This window comes from Natrialba swarupiae (assembly GCF_008245225.1).
Taxonomy (GTDB): Archaea; Halobacteriota; Halobacteria; order Halobacteriales; family Natrialbaceae; genus Natrarchaeobius; species Natrarchaeobius swarupiae.
The window spans coordinates 1-15,980 of the sequence record NZ_VTAW01000018.1 but is presented as its reverse complement, the minus strand read 5'-3'; the positions used below and the strand labels follow the sequence as shown (position 1 = coordinate 15,980).

The following is a 15,980-nucleotide window of genomic DNA, read 5'->3' as shown; positions in this document are numbered from 1 at the left end:
ACGAGACGGGAGACCGGAGGCCATTTCAGCCCGGCCTGCGAACCGCCGTTTCGGTGCGCCGGATCTACGACTCTCGTGCGCTCGAGCGCTCGGAAGACGACCCGTTCGTCCCCAACGCTGCGGACGAGTCAGGGTCGCGGACGGTCGACTGGGCGGCGTTCAGCCACGCGTTCGTCCCGACAGCGATGCGGACGCGGGCAATTTCGGTGACTGTCTCGACCGACCGCGACCGCTACGCGCCCGGCGACGGAGTCGAGATCGCCGTCGAGTTCCGCAACCCGCTCCCGGTTCCGATCCGTCTGCGGACCGACTCGCCGAACGTCTGGCGCTGGGCGGTCGACGGCCACGACGCGGCCTCGACGATCCCTCGAGGCGTCCCCGAGCGCCCCTCGACGTTCTCGTTCGCCCGCGGCGAGCGCAAGCGGTTCCACCGACGGTGGCCCCAGCGGCTCAAAATCGACGACGGTGAGTGGGAGACGGTCGGTCCCGGCACCTACACCATCGAGGCGGGGGTTACCCGCGACGACGCGGCGGACCGCGGACTGACGGACCGGACGACGATCGAAATCCGGTGACTCATACGGATTGCTGTAACAATTTACCGGCGAAACCGCAGACGGGTCGCGGTTTCGGCGGTAACGACTTACAGTAAACCGTATCAGGGACGCCTCGTGGTCGTCCGTCGCGGAGGCCGAACCGGCTGCTCACCGTCTAAGCGAGGAACGCTCGTGACTCCGACCGAACCGGTACGGCTCGATAAAGTCCCTACCGGCGTAGAATTAGCTTGAGGACGTCCTCGTCCTCGAGAACGTGGTCGGTACCGACCTGCTGTTCGTCGTGGGTTGCACTCGGCCCCGTCACGCGGGCGAATCGGAACCGTTCTTCCATCTCGCCGCCGAGTTTTTCGATCGCCTCGCCGACGGTGGACCCCTGCTCGATGACTAGCGGCTCGTCCCAGTCGATCCCGCGACCCGGCTTGTTCATGTAGACGCGGATGAGCCCCAGGTTCTCCCAGATACGATCCTTGAGCGCATCGAGCCCTCGCTCGACTTCGGCGCTGATGAACGTCACCTCCTCGGGGTCGAGATCGCGCTCTCGGAGCTGTTCGTCGACCGTCTCCTTGTACTCGGGATCGATCAGGTCGACTTTGTTGACGCAGGTGATCGACGGGATGTACTCGCGGTTGTCCATCAGCCCGTCGATCAGCCGGTCGATTGTGACGTTCTCCTGGAGGTTCAGGTCGGCGTTGACGTATCCCTGGTCGCGCAGGACGTCGGAGATCGTCCCCTCGTCTAACTCCTGTTCGGTGCTCGAGGTGATCTTGATGCCGTCTTTGATCTTCGGGCGGACGGTCACCCGCGGGGGCTCTCTGTCGACGCGGATGTTGATGTCGTAGAGCTCCTCTTGGAGGCGGTCGTACTGGTCGATCTCGAACACCGAGAGCACGAAGACGATGAGATCGGCGTTTCGGACGACCGCGAGCACCTGCTGGCCGTCACCTCGGCCCGACGCGGCACCCTCGATGAGCCCCGGAACGTCGAGCATCTGGATGTTCGCGCCGCGGTGTTTGAGCATCCCGGGATTGACGTCGAGCGTCGTGAACTCGTAGGACCCCGTCTCGCTTTCGGCGTTGGTCAGTGAGTTCAAAAGCGAGGACTTCCCGACGCTCGGAAAGCCAACCAGCGCGACCGTCGCGTCGCCGTGTTTCTCGACGGAGTAGCCGGTGCCGCCGCCGGCGGAGCTCTGGTTCTCGAGTTTCTCCTTTTTCTCCGCGAGTTTCGACTTCAGCCGACCGATGTGGGCCTCCGTCGACTTGTTGTAGGGCGTGTTGGCGATCTCTTCTTCGATTGCATCGATCTCCTCCTTGAGCCCCATTTGTCTGTATCCAGCCGGCGGCGCGGAAAAACACTTTCCATGCGACCGCGATCGAACGTCACGGAGACCGTCGGGGCGTCCGAACCATTACCAATGCAAACGGGGTTCGACACCCATAAATCATGAGGGACTGAACCGTGTTTTGTAGGATGCCTGAATCGACGCGGCTCCGCGATAGTACCCAGATCGTCCTCAGACGCGAGACCCTCGAAAGTCTCGAGTGCGACCTCGACAGCGAGTTTACCGTCACCGTCTTTCGGGAGAACGAGGAGTTTTATCGGATCATCGGAAGCCCCGTCGAGATCAAAGCCGCAAGCGAGTTCCTCTCGCGGCGGGGCGTTAACGTGCGCTGAGCGTACGTCCTAACGCAGACACGCGCCGCCGGAAGTTCGTCTCATACGGTTTGCTGAGTCTCATTCGTACGGTTTACTGTCAGTCAGTTTCGGCGCAACCGCCTCACGGATCGCGCTACGCCGGTACATGTTACAGCAATCCGTCTCAGCCGCCGGTCGAGACGTCCAGTCGCAGTCCGCCGGAGTCGCTCTCGCCGAGGGCGATCTCCCAGCCGTGAGCGTCGACGACCTCCGCGACGATCGCCAGCCCGAACCCGGTACCGTCGGGAACCGTGCTGTAGCCGGATTCGACCACCAGGTCGCGCTCCTCGGCTGGAATGCCGGGGCCGTCGTCGGCGACTGCGAAGCCGTTCTCGGTCGCCGAGACCGTGATCGTCACCTCCTCGCCGACGTGTTCGCGTGCGTTTCGAAACGCGTTCTCGAAGAGAACGGTGAGCCGGTCCTCGTCGGCGTCGACCGTCGGCAACGGCTCTTCGCAAACGACCTCGAGGTCCGCGTCGACCGACCGCTGGGCGCGGTGGACAGTGGTCTCGAGGTCGATCGCCTCCGTCTCGGCGAGTCGGGCCCCGCTTCTGGCGAGTTGGAGGACGTTCTCGATGAGGTCGTCCATCCGACCGAGCGCCCACTCGATCTCGTCTACGTGTGTGCTCTCGTCGGGAACGCCGTCGATCGCCTCGAGGTGACCGGACGCCAGCGTCAACGGATTTCGAAGGTCGTGGGCGACGGTTTCGGCGAACTGCTCGAGGCGTTCGTTCTGGCGCTCGAGTTCGTGGCTTCGCTCCGCGAGTTCGGTCTCTCGCTTTGCGCGGTCTAAGGCCGCCTCGACGTTTGCGGCGAGGATCTTCGCGAGCGCCAACCCTTCGGTGTCGAACTCGTTGGGTTCGGTCGAGCTAACGATGAACACGCCGTGTTCGCCGAGGGGAACGTACACCTCGCTCCGGATCGGCGTCTCCGGGTTTCGGACGTTCGGATCGTGCTTGACATCGCCGTGGGCGATCGGTTCGCCGGCCTCGTAGGCGTCCCAGGCGATCCCGCCACCGGGTTCGATCGTCGGCACCGAGCCCAGCAGTTCGGCCACTCCCTCGGTCGTTGCAACCGGCGCGAGTCCGCCGGCGTCCTCGTCGAAGAGATGAATCCCGGTGAGTCGGAGACCGAGAGCGTCCTCGGCGATCTCGATGGCGACTTTCGCGACCTCGTCGCTGCCCGCCGCGGCCATCAGTCGACGCGTTCCGTCGTGGAGTTGCCGAATCCGTCGTTCGCGGCCTTTCCGTTCGCTGATGTCCCTGATCACGCCGACGCTGCCGGCGAACGATCCGTCCTCGTCGATCAACGGGGCGAGGTTGTCCTCGGCGAGGTAGGGGTCGGCGTTTGCCGGTTCGACCGCCATCTCGACGGAATCCCACTGTCTGTCGTCGTCCGCGACCAGCTCCGTAAGGAGGGTTGTCGCCCGTTCGACGTCCTCGGTGGGAACGTACTCGCTGACGTGCGAGCCGACGATCGTTTCCCAAGTGTCGCCGAGTGAGGCTGCCATCGCGTCGTTGATCATCTCGATTCGACCCTCGGCGTCGAGGACGTACATCGGATCGCCGACCGTCTCGACCAGCGTTCGGTAGCGCTCGAGCTCTCGCTCTCGGCGCTTTCGCTCGGTAATGTCGGTGTAGATGGCACACTCGTGGACGTCGTCGCCGACCTCGATTGCGAACCCTCGAAAGAGAAACTCCCGGTGACCGTCGGCGGCGATCCGTTCGACTTCGGCCGAGACGACGGTTCCCAGGCCGACGTCGTCGTAGATCGCGATCGGTTCGCCGTCCGCGGGGACGAGCAGATCGTCGATCGATTCGTCGACGAGAGCCGACCGGTCGTAGCCGAACGTCTTCTCGAAGGTGTGGTTGACGTCGAGGATTCGGTTCGACTCGAATCCAACGAGGACGACGGCGTCCGGAACGGTATCGAACAGGGTGCGGAACCGATCCCGTTCTTCCTCGAGCGCCCGTCGCGAGCGGATCCGATCGATCGCCGACCCGACGTGTGTGCCGAGACAGTCGAGCACCGCGACGTCGCCGTCGGTGAACGGAACGGTGGCCCTCGAGACGGCCTGGACGGCGCCGACGGAACCGACCGGGGCGCTGACGATCGATCGGTTCGCCGAGTCGGGTCGGTCTTCGAGAAACGAAACCGTCTCGATTCGCTCGGCCTCGTCGGAGCCGTAGACGCGTTCTGCGAGTCGTTCGTGCGTTTCGCGTGCGACGGGCCAGGAGTCGTCCGGGTCGCTCGTCGACACCACCTCGAGGTCGTCGTTACCGGAGGACCTCGTGTTCTCGGCGTCGACGAACAGCGCGGCGAACTCGGCGTCGAGAAGCCGTTCTGTCGCGTCGGTCGCGAGCCGGTAGACCTCCTCGACGGTCTCACACGAGAGTAACTCGAGGGAGACCTCGTGGACGGCCTCGAGCGCGTCCCGTTCGTGGTCGTTCGTCGTGGCCGCGACGATCTGGTCGACGAGGACCTCGAGTCGGTTCGTACAGTCTTTCGGCGCGTACCCGGCCGCGCCGGCCGCGATGACGTCGGCGGCGATTCGTTCGTCTCCGTCGGTGTGGACGACGACCGGCGTCGTGTCCCGTTCGCATTCGAGCATCGCCGGCGTGTCGCCTTCGCCGTGCTCGGTCACGATGCAGTCGTATCCCGTGCCGGGAGCGTCGGCTATCGCGTCGCGGGCGTCGTCGACGGTCGCAACGGCGTCGACGGCCCCGATCGCCGCGTGATCCTCGAGTCTCCGTTCGATCGTGGACCGTTCGCTCGAGTCAGGGTCGACGACGAGAACGGAAAACTGTCGCTGTGAACGACCGGTGCCGAATCCACCCATCACGTCGTTGGTAGATAGACGGTCGGATTTCTTATAAGACGTTCGGCCCCCCGAGTCGGCCGAGAACGGGAGAACGGGTCGGCACCACGACCGAACGCGACAAAATTCGAATTTCGAAAAGTGATTTCGAGAATCGTATTGTTTCGTGGGGCTTATTACGATGTACGAACTCCGGACGAACAAGACCAATGAGTACGGACACCGACGGAACGGAGACGGGGGACGGGCGCACGATACTGCTAATCGGGAGTGGTCCGATCCAGATCGGGCAGGCAGCCGAGTTCGACTACTCGGGGGCACAGGCCTGTCGCGCACTGCAGGAGGAGGGTGCGGAGGTCGTCCTCGTGAACTCGAATCCCGCGACGATCATGACCGACCCGGAGATGGCAGATCGAGTCTACATCGAGCCGATCACGACCGACGCCATCGCCGAGATTATCGCCGAGGAAAACCCCGACGGCGTCATCGCCGGTCTCGGCGGTCAGACCGGGCTGAACGTCACCGCCGAACTCGCCGAGGAGGGCGTCTTAGAGGAGTACGACGTCGAAATTATGGGAACGCCGCTGGACACCATCTACGCCACCGAGGACCGCGATCTGTTCCGCCAGCGCATGGAGAAGATCGGCCAGCCGGTCCCCGGCTCGACGACCATCTCACTCGAGGAGGGCGAGGAAGTCTCGGAGCTCACCGAGGAGGACCTCCACGAGCGCGTCCAAGCGGCCGTCGACGAGGTCGGCGGTCTGCCGGTGATCGCCCGCACCACCTACACCCTCGGCGGATCGGGTTCGGGCGTCGTCGACGACTTCGACGAACTGCTCGCCCGCGTCCGTAAGGGGCTTCGCCTCTCCCGTAACAGCGAGGTTCTCATTACGGAGTCCATCGCGGGCTGGGTCGAGTACGAGTACGAGGTGATGCGCGACGCCGACGACTCCTGTATCATCATCTGTAACATGGAGAACATCGACCCGATGGGCATCCACACCGGGGAGTCAACGGTCGTCACGCCCTCCCAGATCGTCCCGGACGAGGGCCACCAGGAGATGCGTACCGCCGCACTCGACGTCATCCGTGAACTCGGCATTCAGGGCGGCTGTAACATCCAGTTCGCCTGGCGCGACGACGGCACCCCCGGCGGCGAATACAGAGTGGTGGAGGTCAACCCCCGCGTCTCTCGTTCTTCCGCGCTCGCCTCCAAGGCGACCGGCTACCCGATCGCCCGCGTCACCGCGAAGGTCGCCCTCGGCAAGCGCCTCCACGAGATCGAGAACGAGATTACGGGCGAGACCACGGCCGCCTTCGAGCCCGCGATCGACTACGTGGTTACCAAGGTGCCGCGCTGGCCCAAGGACAAGTTCGACGACGTCGACTTCGAACTCACCACGGCGATGAAGTCGACCGGCGAGGCGATGGCCATCGGCCGCACGTTCGAGGAGAGCCTGCTCAAGGCCCTCCGATCGTCGGAGTACGAACCCGACGTCGACTGGGACGACGTGAGCGACGAGGAACTCGAGGAGCGCTACCTCGAGCGTCCGTCGCCGGATCGTCCGTACGCGATGTTCGAGGCCTTCGAGCGCGGCTACACCACCGAGGAGGTCGTCGAACTGACGGGCATCTTCGAGTGGTACACCGAGCGCTACAAGCGCATCGCCGACTCGACGCTCGCCGCACAGGAGGGTGACTTCACCGAGGCCGCGATCGCCGGCCACACGAACGCCACGATCGCCTCGGCTGCCGGGGCCGACATCGACACCGTCGAGAGCGAGGTCCCCGGGCGCACCTACAAACAGGTCGACACCTGTGCCGGCGAGTTCGAAGCCGAGACGCCATACTACTACTCCGCGCGCAAAAACGAGTTCGAGTCCGGCCCCCTGATCGGCGACGCCGCGGCCGGCGAACTCGAGGTCGACCGCGACGTCGAGAGCGTGATCGTCGTCGGCGGCGGCCCGATCCGCATCGGGCAGGGCGTCGAGTTCGACTACTGTTCGGTCCACGCAGTCCAGGCGCTGCGCGAACAGGGTATCGACGCCCACGTCGTCAACAACAACCCCGAGACGGTCTCGACGGACTACGACACCTCCGACGGGCTGTTCTTCGAGCCCATCACGGCAGAGGAGGTCGCCGACGTCGCGGAGGCGGCCGACGCCGACGGCGTGATGGTCCAGTTCGGCGGCCAGACCTCGGTCAACATCGCCGAACCCCTCCAGGACGAGATCGAGCGTCGCGGCCTCGACTGTGAGGTCATGGGCACCGCCGTCGAGGCGATCGATCTCGCGGAGGACCGCGACCGCTTTAACGCCCTGATGGACGAACTCGAGATCGCCCAGCCCGAGGGCGGAACGGCCGTCTCGAAGGAAGAAGCGCTGGAACTCGCCCACGAGATCGGCTACCCCGTGCTCGTCCGGCCGTCGTACGTCCTCGGCGGTCGCGCCATGGACGTCGTCTACGACGACGAGGAACTCGAGACCTACATCGAGGAGGCCGTCCGCGTCAGCCCCGGCAACCCGATCCTCGTCGACGACTTCCTCGAGGACGCGGTCGAACTCGACGTCGACGCCGTCGCCGACGGCCGCTCGGTGCTCATCGGCGGCATCATGGAGCACATCGAGACCGCGGGCGTCCACTCCGGCGACTCGGCGTGTATGATCCCGCCGGGCTCGCTCGACGAGGACACCCTCGGGCGCGTCCGCGAGGTCACCGAGGACATCGCCAAGGCGCTGAAGACGAAGGGACTGATGAACGTCCAACTCGCCGTCACCGGCGTCGGCGAGGACGAGGAGAGCAAGGTGTACGTCTTGGAGGCGAACCCCCGCTCGTCGCGTACCGTTCCGTACGTCTCGAAGGCCACGGGCGTCCCGATCGCCAAGATCGCCGCGAAGGTGATGGCCGGCGAGACCCTCGAGAGCCTCGGGGTCGCCGAGCAGATCCCCGAACACACCTCGATCAAAGAGGTCGTCCTGCCCTTTGACCGCCTGCCGGGATCGGACCCGCGTCTCGGCCCGGAGATGAAATCGACCGGTGAAGTGATGGGCACCGCAAGCGAGTTCGGCACCGCCTACTGGAAGGCTCAGCAGGCCGCCGGCAACGCCGTCAGCGAGGGAACCGCAGTCGTCGACTTAGACGTCGACGGCTTCGAGGACCACTTCGACGTCGAGGCGTTCGATGATGTCCCGCAAGCGATCCGCGAGGGCGAGGTCGACTTCGTCGTCAGCCGCGACCGCGACTCCCTCGAGATGGCCGTCGAAGAGGAGATCCCCTACCTCTCGACGGTGGCCAGCGCCGAGGCCTACGTCGAAGCGCTCGATTCGTTCGACGGTGAACTCGAGGTGGCCGCGGTGACGGATCGCCCCCACCGCGTCGAAAACTGGGGCGAGTAACGGGTTCCGCCGACGCGGCGAGCGCGGGCGTCGAACGGGTACCGCTCTCGATCCAGTCGATCACGTGTGCGTCGGTAACGTTTTGAGGCAGTGACGACAGTAGGTGTAGCAGGATTCGTTTTCGGTTCCGCAGGCGCGACATCGGACCGCCCGACCGCTCGGAGACGATTGCATACGGTTCTCGGGACACCTCGAAACCGGATAGTGCTCGGGCAGACGGCTGCAAGCACTAGAGAAGTACGGCAATTATTCACATCCGTTTACGGGTGGGTAGCTCAAACGTCTGCAGGATCCAGCCGAGGGACGGTTCCATCGAAGTCGTCGTCGAAACTCATTACGTAATCGATATCGTGGCGGTTGGACAACGCGATAGTCGTCGCATCCGTGAAACTTAGCGACTGATCGTCGTACTGTTCGAAAATATCGATCGAATCGGAAAACGCTGCGGCCGAGACGTGGATCAGTTCGTACGTCTGTGGGTACGGGTCTGCACCCCGGAGTCGTTCCCCGAGCCGTTTGGCTGCCACAAACGAACCACCACGTTTCAGGGTAAGCGTAATCGCTTCGTCGTAGATGTAGTCGCTTACGTACGGGAGGCCGAACCGGCCATCGTAGACGGCATCAAGCGCCTCGCTGGCACTATTGTGGCGGGCTGCATCGGTGTCGTGGTCCGCGTAAAGAACGCCCGTATCGACGAGTACCGTCATCCGTACAGGACGTCGTCAATGTCTGATTCGTCGGTTTCGACGCCGGAACTGATTCGGCCCCGTCGCATCGTCTTCTTCTCGTCTTCCGAAAGCGGAACCGTTGATTCCCGAAACGAGTCGATGACGTCGTCGCGTGACTCGTAGGCGTCGTCGATGAGCCGTGTGAGAAGTTCCTGTTGAGTAACCTTCGATCCGGTTTGGAGACGGATCTCCGCCTGTAACTCCTCGAGTCTAGATTTCGCGTCTTCGTCGACTTTCACAGCCGTAGCCATACAGAATAGTTATCATCGAAACCTGGTAAACATTTCTACGGAAGTCACAATGCTACACCGGTGATGGACAGGGACGATACGTCAGTTACTCTCGACAGCACACAGCATATTTCAGCGACACACAACAGGTTTCTATTCGGAAACCGGCTCGAGTGCCACCGGGTAGTCGGTCAGGTTGTCGTAGCCCTCGGCGGTGACGACCACGAGATCCTCGATGCGGACGCCGCCGACGGCGGGGTCGTAGATTCCGGGTTCGATCGTGATCACGTGGCCCGCCTCGAGTTCGCCGCCGGCGGGGGAGACGCTCGGCTCCTCGTGGATGTCGAGTCCGACGCCGTGGCCCGTGCTGTGGATGAATCCGGTTTCGGTGCTCGGATCGCTCCGTAGCGTCTCGTAGCCCGCTTCCTCGATGACGTCACAGGCCGCGTCGTGGACCGCCGCACCCGTGACGCCCGCCTCGACGGTCTCGAGGGCGGCCTCGAACGCTCGCTCGGTCACCTCGTAGCGCCGTTGGGCCTCCTCGTCGGGATCGCCGCGGGCGAACGTCCGCGTGAGGTCGCCGAAGTAGCCCGACTCCTTGTCGCGGGGGAAGATGTCGATCACGATCAGTTCGTCAGCACGGAGCGGGCCGCTGCCCCGGTCGTGGGGGTCGGCCCCGTCGGCACCGCAGGCGACGATGGTCTCGTCGAGCCCACAGCCGTGCCGGAGGAGGGTGATCTCGATCTCCTCTTTGACGCGCTCGCTCGTGAGGGGGTCGCCGTCGTGGACGAGCACGCCGTCGTCGACGTCGGCCTCGGCGATCAACTCCTCCGCAGTCGCCATCGCGGCCTCGTTCGCCCGCTGGGTCGTCGCGATCCGGTCGATCTCCCACTCCGTTTTCGTCGCGCGAATCCCCTCGACGATTCCGTCCGGTTCGACCGTCACGGTGAGCCCGCGCTCCCGGAGGCCGTCGGCGGTTCCCGTCGGAAAGTTTCGCGGGACCGCGACCGACTCGACGTCGTGGTCGGCGAGAAACGCCTCGAGTGCTCGAATCTTCGCGCCGTACCGTCCGTACTCGGCGGCCAAGTTCTGGTAGTCGTAGGCGGCGCGACGGGTGACGGAGTCGGCGTTCGCGTCCGCGTCCGCCCGGCCGTACTCGAGTCCCGAAACGAGCAGGTGAACGCCGTCTCCGGTGACGACCGTCTGGTACGGATCGGGCGCGGTAAAACCGGAGACGTACCGCTGGTCCGAATCCGTCGCGTCGTCGTCGATACAGTAGCCGTCGATGCCCTCGACCTCGAGATACTCTTGGAGTGCCGAGAGGTCGGCTTCCACGTCCATGCACCGTGTTCCGGTCGACGGCCACATATACGGTTCGCTGTCGGCTCTCGAGGCGATAGTCGACGGCAGAACGAGCCAGGAATCGGCGCCGCCTCCGAGCCGAGAGAGTGGTCCGAAAGACAATCGGTTTATCGAACGTTTCCGAACTGTCGTGCATGCGTCGACGACGGTTTCTGACCGCAACCGCGGGGATCGGGCTCGCCGGCTGCGTCACGGTTCCCGGTGCCGGCGACGACCCCTCCGGGGAGGATCTCCTCAAGGACGCGGTCGAGACGCGAACCGATCTGGTCGACCTGGCGGCGCGTCGAACGCTGACCGCGGAAACGCCGGACGACACGTCGACTCGAGTCGAACGAATTCGGCGTCGCCCACCGGGTGAGCGACGGATGGAGGTCCTCGAGTCGGACGACCCCGCGACCCCGCCGGGGACGACGATCGTCAGGAGCCGTGCGGTGACCTGGACGTACGATCCTGCCGTCGGCGACGTTCGCGAACGCCACCACCCCAATCGCGTCGTCGCCGACGGGACGCGACTCGCACTCGAGGCGCTTCTCGCGGAGTACGACCTCGCCTACGACGGATCGGAAACGGTCGATGGCCGGGACGCCCACCGGATCGAGGCGACGCCCACGTCGGCGGACCTCGGGCGATCGATCGAACTCCTGGTCGGCGAGACGGTGTACGCGATTCCTCTCGAGGCGACCGACGACGAGCTCGAAGATGCGGCGGTGTCGCGGACGATCTGGATCGACGACGAGCACCGTTACCCCATCAGGGAACGCGACGCGGTTCACGACGGCGACGGGACGCTGTTTCACCGCCTGACGGTCACGTACGAGGATCTCACGATCGACGAGGGTCTCGAGCCAGGGACGTTTACGTTCACGCCGCCAGCCGAGGCCGACCTCGTCACGACCGGTCTCGAGCCGGAGGGCATCTTCGACTCGCCCCCGGAAGCAGACGCCGTTACGCCGTACGATCTTCCCGACCCCGAGATCCCGGAGCCGTACGACCTCGATCGGATCACGGTGGTCGACAAGGGAGCCGACGCGGGAACGACGACGACGTTCTGGTACGTCACAACCGACGGACGCACTCGCGAGCTGTACGTCGCCTGTCGCGACCACCAGCGCTTCGACCCGGACGCCCTGGAGGAGATCGAGTTCGACGGGCACACGGCCTACCGACGTGACGGTCGAATCGAGAGCGTCTTCTGGGCCTGCAACGGGACGAACTACGAGGTTTCGAGCCCGGCGGGCGACGTCGCGGTGCTCGATATCGCTTCCTCGATCGGGTGCCCTTGATAATATATTGATATTTCGTATTTCTATAGATAATGTTTTATCGGCACGGATACGTTTGGTATGTATAGTCATGACACGATCAGGTGACGGCATCCGAGCCGTCGAACGGTGGGACGAGGTGTTCAAGGCCGTCTCGGCCGAACCACGTCGGCAGATCGTCGTATCGGTGATGGACTACCCCGAGGATGAGCCGGCGTCGTTACCGGAGGCGGCAACGAACCCGAACCGTCCGGCTGACCCGGTCCGTCTTCGAAGCGAGTTGCGCCATACGCATCTTCCGATGCTGTCGGATATGGGGTTCGTCGAGTGGGAGTCCGACCCGTTCGTCGTATTTCGTGGGCCGCGCTTCGAGGAGGCTGCGGCCATCTTCGAGGCGATGTACGACTCGGCTACCAAGCTCCCTGACTCGCTGGTGGTCGGCTGTCGGCGACTCGAGAGAGAACGGAGCGCGTAGCAGTTCTCGAGGGATACGACGTTGTCGACTGTCGGTCGGGTGGGGTCGCGACGACACAGGACGGCGAGTCGAATCGGAGCCGGTGTTTTCGAACGGACGATCGGTATCGGTATAGGGAATCCACCCCACAGACCGATCATGAACGTCACGATCTTGCCCTCGAGCGTCGAGGGAACGGTTCGGGCACCGCCGTCGAAGAGTTACACCCACCGGGCGATTCTCGCCGCCGGCTACGCCGACCGGGCGACGATCAGCGACGCACTCTGGAGCGCGGACACCCGGGCGACCGCCCGCGCCGTGGAACTGTTCGGCGGCGACGTGAACCGAGACGAAGCGGGCACGCTCGAGATCGAGGGATTCGACGGCACGCCAGCGGTTCCGGCGGACGTCATCGACTGTGAGAACAGCGGGACGACGATGCGACTCGTCACGGCGACGGCCGCCCTCGCCGACGGCACCTCGGTGCTCACCGGCGACGAGTCGCTTCGATCCCGTCCCCAGGGGCCGCTTCTCGAGGCGATCGCCGACCTCGGTGGCGAGGCCGAGAGCACCCGTGGAAACGGCCAGGCACCGCTGGTCGTCACCGGCCCCATCTCCGGAACGTCGGTGTCGATCCCCGGCGACGTCTCCTCACAGTACGTGACGGCCCTGCTGATGGCGGGTGCCGTCACCGACGACGGGATCGAGATCTCCCTCGAGACGGAACTCAAGTCCGCTCCATACGTCGAAATCACAATCGAGTTGCTCTCGGCGTTCGGCGTCGACGTCCGCCGAACCGACGACGGGTTCGCCGTCGACGGCGGCCAGCGCTACGACCCCGCGGGCGGCGAGTACGCCGTTCCCGGCGACTTCTCGTCGATCTCCTACCCGCTCGCCGCGGGGGCGATCGCGGGTGAGGGGGGCGTCCGCATCGAGGGTGCCCACCCGAGCGCGCAGGGCGACAGCGCGATCGTCGAGATCGTCGACCGGATGGGTGCGAGCGTCGACTGGGACCGCAAAGCGGGGACGATCGACGTCTCCGCCGACTCGCTCGAGGGCGTCTCCGTCTCCGTCGAGGATACGCCGGATCTGCTGCCGACGATCGCCACCCTGGGTGCGGTCGCGGAGGGTGACACCCGAATCGTCGACGCCGAACACGTCCGCTACAAGGAGACCGACCGGGTGAGCGCGATGGCCGACGAACTCGGGAAACTCGGCGTCGAGACGACCGAAGAACACGATTCACTGACGGTCCACGGAAGCGAATCCGACCTCGAGGGGGCGTCCGTCGACGGCCGCGGCGATCACCGGATCGTCATGGCGCTCGCGCTTGCGGGCCTGGTCGCGGACGGCGAGACGACGATCGCAGGGGCCGAACACGTCGACGTCTCCTTCCCCGGCTTCTTCGACGCGCTCGAGGGCCTCGGTGTGAGCCTGGATCGATCGTAACGCCCACGAACGCGAGCGGCGACCGGCGGTGCGATTCAGAGGGGACACCGCCGATCGTACAGTGATTTTCCGATTCGCTTCGGTGTGCCAGCCGTGGAACTCGAGGACCGAGAATTTCGCCACTCGGGAGAACGGGTACGAGAAGATGGCGGCCGGCGCGGACGAGGTTACACCGATCGGGCGTCGTCGACGGCGTCGACGAAGGAGGCGGCAGTCTCTCTCACCAGATCCATGTCGCCGTCCGTGATCGCGTCGTAGTCGACGATCGCGCTTCCCGCGCCGACGGCGATCGCACCCGCATCGAAGTAGTCCGCGACGTTATCGGGCGAGACGCCGCCGGTCGGGATGACGTCGACGTCGCCGAGTGGACCCTGGAGCGCGCCGATGTGAGCCGGGCCGACGGTCTTCGCGGGAAACATCTTGAGAATGTCCGCACCGGCTTCCATCGCCGTGACGGCCTCCGTCGGCGTCATGACGCCGGGCGCGGAGAGAACGCCGTGTCGGTTGCACGTCCTGATGACCTCGACGTTCGTATCCGGCGCGACGACGAACTCAGCGCCCGCGTCGATCACCGACGCAGCGGTCGGTGCGTCGAGCACCGTTCCCGCCCCCACGACGGCGTCGGTATCGGCCAGTTCACGGTCGACCGCGGCGATCTGCTCTGCCGCGCGGGTGCCGTCCGCCGTCACCTCGAGGGCGCCGACGCCCGCGTCGTGGATCGCCCGCGCGACCGGCACGATCTGGTCCTCGTCGATTCCCCGAAGTACCGCGAGCACGCCGCTCTCGACGATCCGCTCCGAAACCTCGCGCGCTCTGGTCATTCGTCTCCCTCCGCTCCCGCCCGCGATCCCACGTTCGCCACTACCCGGTCGTTCGGAACCGACTCTCGGTTCCCAGATACTGATCGTCTCATCACGATTCGTCGATTCGCTACCCCAGGTCAAAACCGTTACTCACGAGCGAGGAAAAATCGGGCTACTCCTCGAGTCGACGGATCGTCACAGTCTCGGCCTCGAAGTCCTCGAGGAACGCACCGGTACCGCCAACGGTGTAGCGGTCCCCGTCGACGGCCAGTTCGAACGCGTTCTCGATCGGGAGCGTCGAGGTCGCGGGCCGGACGAGGCTCTGGCGGACGTCGACGACCTCGCCCGTAAGCGTCGCGGGCAACTCGCGGTCGCCGACGGACGAGCCGGTGACCTCGGCCTCGATCCGGGTATCCGTTGCCCGGTGTAACGCGAGCTGGAAGACCGCGTTTCGAAAGCCCTCGACGGTCCGGGGGAGCTCACTCGGCGTCGTCACGTAGCGTTCCTCGGCCGTCGGCCAGTAGTTCGCCAGGAACGACCCCGCGAGCACGGGCGCAAGTTGGGGCTGAGTGAGCGAGATCGCGCGCGTATCGCTTCCGGAGTTGGTGAGCATCTGGCTGGGCGCGAGCAGTCCGTGTTGCTGGTCGACCGTCAACATCGTCGGCACGAGCGCGTCCCAGGTCCGGACCGTGCTCGCGGTTCCCGCGAGCGAAGCGATGTCCAGCCCCTCGCCTTCCGTCCCCCCCAGCAACAGGAGAACGAGCACGTCCCGTTTGACGGTCTCCTCGAGCGTCGATCGGATCCTCGGGAGTACGTTCGCCGGAAGCGAGAGCGTCACCTCCTCGTCGGCGCCAGCGAGCAACGTTTCGATTCGTTTTACGACCGTCTGGCGGGATTTGATCACCTCGAACTGCTCGCTCGAGCGTTCGGGCGTCGAGTACCGGGATCGAATCTCCGGCTCCATCTCCTGGACGTCACGCGTCAGCCGGTCGACGACCGTCTCGGGGTCGACGGGACGGATCACCGTCGGAACCGTGTGGTCGTCGACGGCGACCAGCCCGCGCTCCTCGAGTTCCTCGCTGATACTGTAGACGTACCGTTTCGAGACGTCTGCGGCGTCGGCGATCGAACTCGCTTTCGACTCGCCGTGGTCGAGGATCGCCAGATACGTGTCGATCTCCTTCTCGGAGAGCCCGAACCGCTCGAGAAGCGCCGTGAGCCCGTTGTCAT

General features: G+C 65.0%; 14 protein-coding genes. 6 read left to right on the top strand and 8 right to left on the bottom strand.

Features of this window, described 5'->3' with window-relative positions:
• Positions 1-53 precede the first annotated feature (53 nt).
• Positions 54-575 carry a hypothetical protein gene (locus FYC77_RS13570; protein WP_149082039.1) on the top strand — a complete coding sequence of 174 codons (522 nt, stop codon included), beginning with the start codon at positions 54-56 and terminating at the stop codon, positions 573-575.
• Between the two features lie 190 nt (positions 576-765).
• On the opposite strand, the gene FYC77_RS13565 is transcribed toward FYC77_RS13570, so the two are convergent.
• Positions 766-1,875 (bottom strand): OBG GTPase family GTP-binding protein, encoded by a 1,110-nt coding sequence (locus FYC77_RS13565; RefSeq protein ID WP_149082038.1) that lies wholly within the window; start codon positions 1,873-1,875, stop codon positions 766-768.
• Positions 1,876-2,024: 149 nt separating this feature from the next.
• Between FYC77_RS13565 and FYC77_RS13560 the strand changes: the two genes are divergently transcribed.
• The gene (locus FYC77_RS13560) at positions 2,025-2,228 is read left to right on the top strand and encodes a VNG_1110C family protein (RefSeq protein ID WP_149082037.1); all 204 of its coding nucleotides are present in this window, start codon (positions 2,025-2,027) and stop codon (positions 2,226-2,228) included.
• 145 nt (positions 2,229-2,373) lie between these two features.
• Here FYC77_RS13560 and FYC77_RS13555 read toward each other — a convergent pair whose 3' ends face one another.
• On the bottom strand, positions 2,374-5,088 hold the full coding sequence (locus FYC77_RS13555) for a PAS domain S-box protein (RefSeq protein ID WP_238386949.1): 2,715 nt from the start codon (positions 5,086-5,088) through the stop codon (positions 2,374-2,376).
• A 188-nt stretch (positions 5,089-5,276) separates the two neighbouring features.
• Between FYC77_RS13555 and carB the strand changes: the two genes are divergently transcribed.
• Positions 5,277-8,462, top strand: coding sequence for a carbamoyl-phosphate synthase large subunit (gene carB / locus FYC77_RS13550; protein ID WP_149082036.1), 3,186 nt, complete (start codon positions 5,277-5,279; stop codon positions 8,460-8,462).
• A 60-nt stretch (positions 8,463-8,522) separates the two neighbouring features.
• Here the strand turns inward: carB and FYC77_RS21185 are convergent, their stop codons facing one another.
• The 4 genes from FYC77_RS21185 to FYC77_RS13535 all read right to left on the bottom strand — a co-directional run bounded on the left by FYC77_RS21185 (position 8,523) and on the right by FYC77_RS13535 (position 10,761).
• Positions 8,523-8,636 (bottom strand): DUF7577 domain-containing protein, encoded by a 114-nt coding sequence (locus tag FYC77_RS21185; protein ID WP_449406748.1) that lies wholly within the window; start codon positions 8,634-8,636, stop codon positions 8,523-8,525.
• A gap of 101 nt (positions 8,637-8,737) precedes the next feature.
• Entirely contained in the window at positions 8,738-9,169 is a 432-nt protein-coding gene (locus tag FYC77_RS13545) for a type II toxin-antitoxin system VapC family toxin (RefSeq protein WP_149082035.1), read from the bottom strand.
• Entirely contained in the window at positions 9,166-9,441 is a 276-nt protein-coding gene (locus FYC77_RS13540; protein ID WP_149082034.1) for a hypothetical protein, read from the bottom strand. Before FYC77_RS13540 ends, FYC77_RS13545 begins: the two co-directional genes overlap by 4 nt.
• Positions 9,442-9,573: 132 nt before the next feature.
• Positions 9,574-10,761, bottom strand: coding sequence for a M24 family metallopeptidase (locus FYC77_RS13535; RefSeq protein ID WP_149082033.1), 1,188 nt, complete (start codon positions 10,759-10,761; stop codon positions 9,574-9,576).
• A 155-nt stretch (positions 10,762-10,916) separates the two neighbouring features.
• Between FYC77_RS13535 and FYC77_RS13530 the strand changes: the two genes are divergently transcribed.
• The 3 genes from FYC77_RS13530 (at position 10,917) to aroA (ending at position 13,947) form a co-directional block, all read left to right on the top strand.
• On the top strand, positions 10,917-12,065 hold the full coding sequence (locus tag FYC77_RS13530) for a LolA family protein (protein WP_149082032.1): 1,149 nt from the start codon (positions 10,917-10,919) through the stop codon (positions 12,063-12,065).
• Between the two features lie 64 nt (positions 12,066-12,129).
• Positions 12,130-12,519 (top strand): hypothetical protein, encoded by a 390-nt coding sequence (locus FYC77_RS13525; RefSeq protein WP_394349023.1) that lies wholly within the window; start codon positions 12,130-12,132, stop codon positions 12,517-12,519.
• A gap of 138 nt (positions 12,520-12,657) precedes the next feature.
• Positions 12,658-13,947 carry a 3-phosphoshikimate 1-carboxyvinyltransferase gene (gene aroA / locus FYC77_RS13520; RefSeq protein ID WP_149082030.1) on the top strand — a complete coding sequence of 430 codons (1,290 nt, stop codon included), beginning with the start codon at positions 12,658-12,660 and terminating at the stop codon, positions 13,945-13,947.
• A 167-nt stretch (positions 13,948-14,114) separates the two neighbouring features.
• Here the strand turns inward: aroA and FYC77_RS13515 are convergent, their stop codons facing one another.
• On the bottom strand, positions 14,115-14,768 hold the full coding sequence (locus tag FYC77_RS13515) for a bifunctional 4-hydroxy-2-oxoglutarate aldolase/2-dehydro-3-deoxy-phosphogluconate aldolase (RefSeq protein ID WP_149082029.1): 654 nt from the start codon (positions 14,766-14,768) through the stop codon (positions 14,115-14,117).
• A 154-nt stretch (positions 14,769-14,922) separates the two neighbouring features.
• Positions 14,923-15,980 (bottom strand): TrmB family transcriptional regulator (locus tag FYC77_RS13510; protein WP_149082028.1); only part of this gene is annotated, 1,058 nt, incomplete at its 5' end.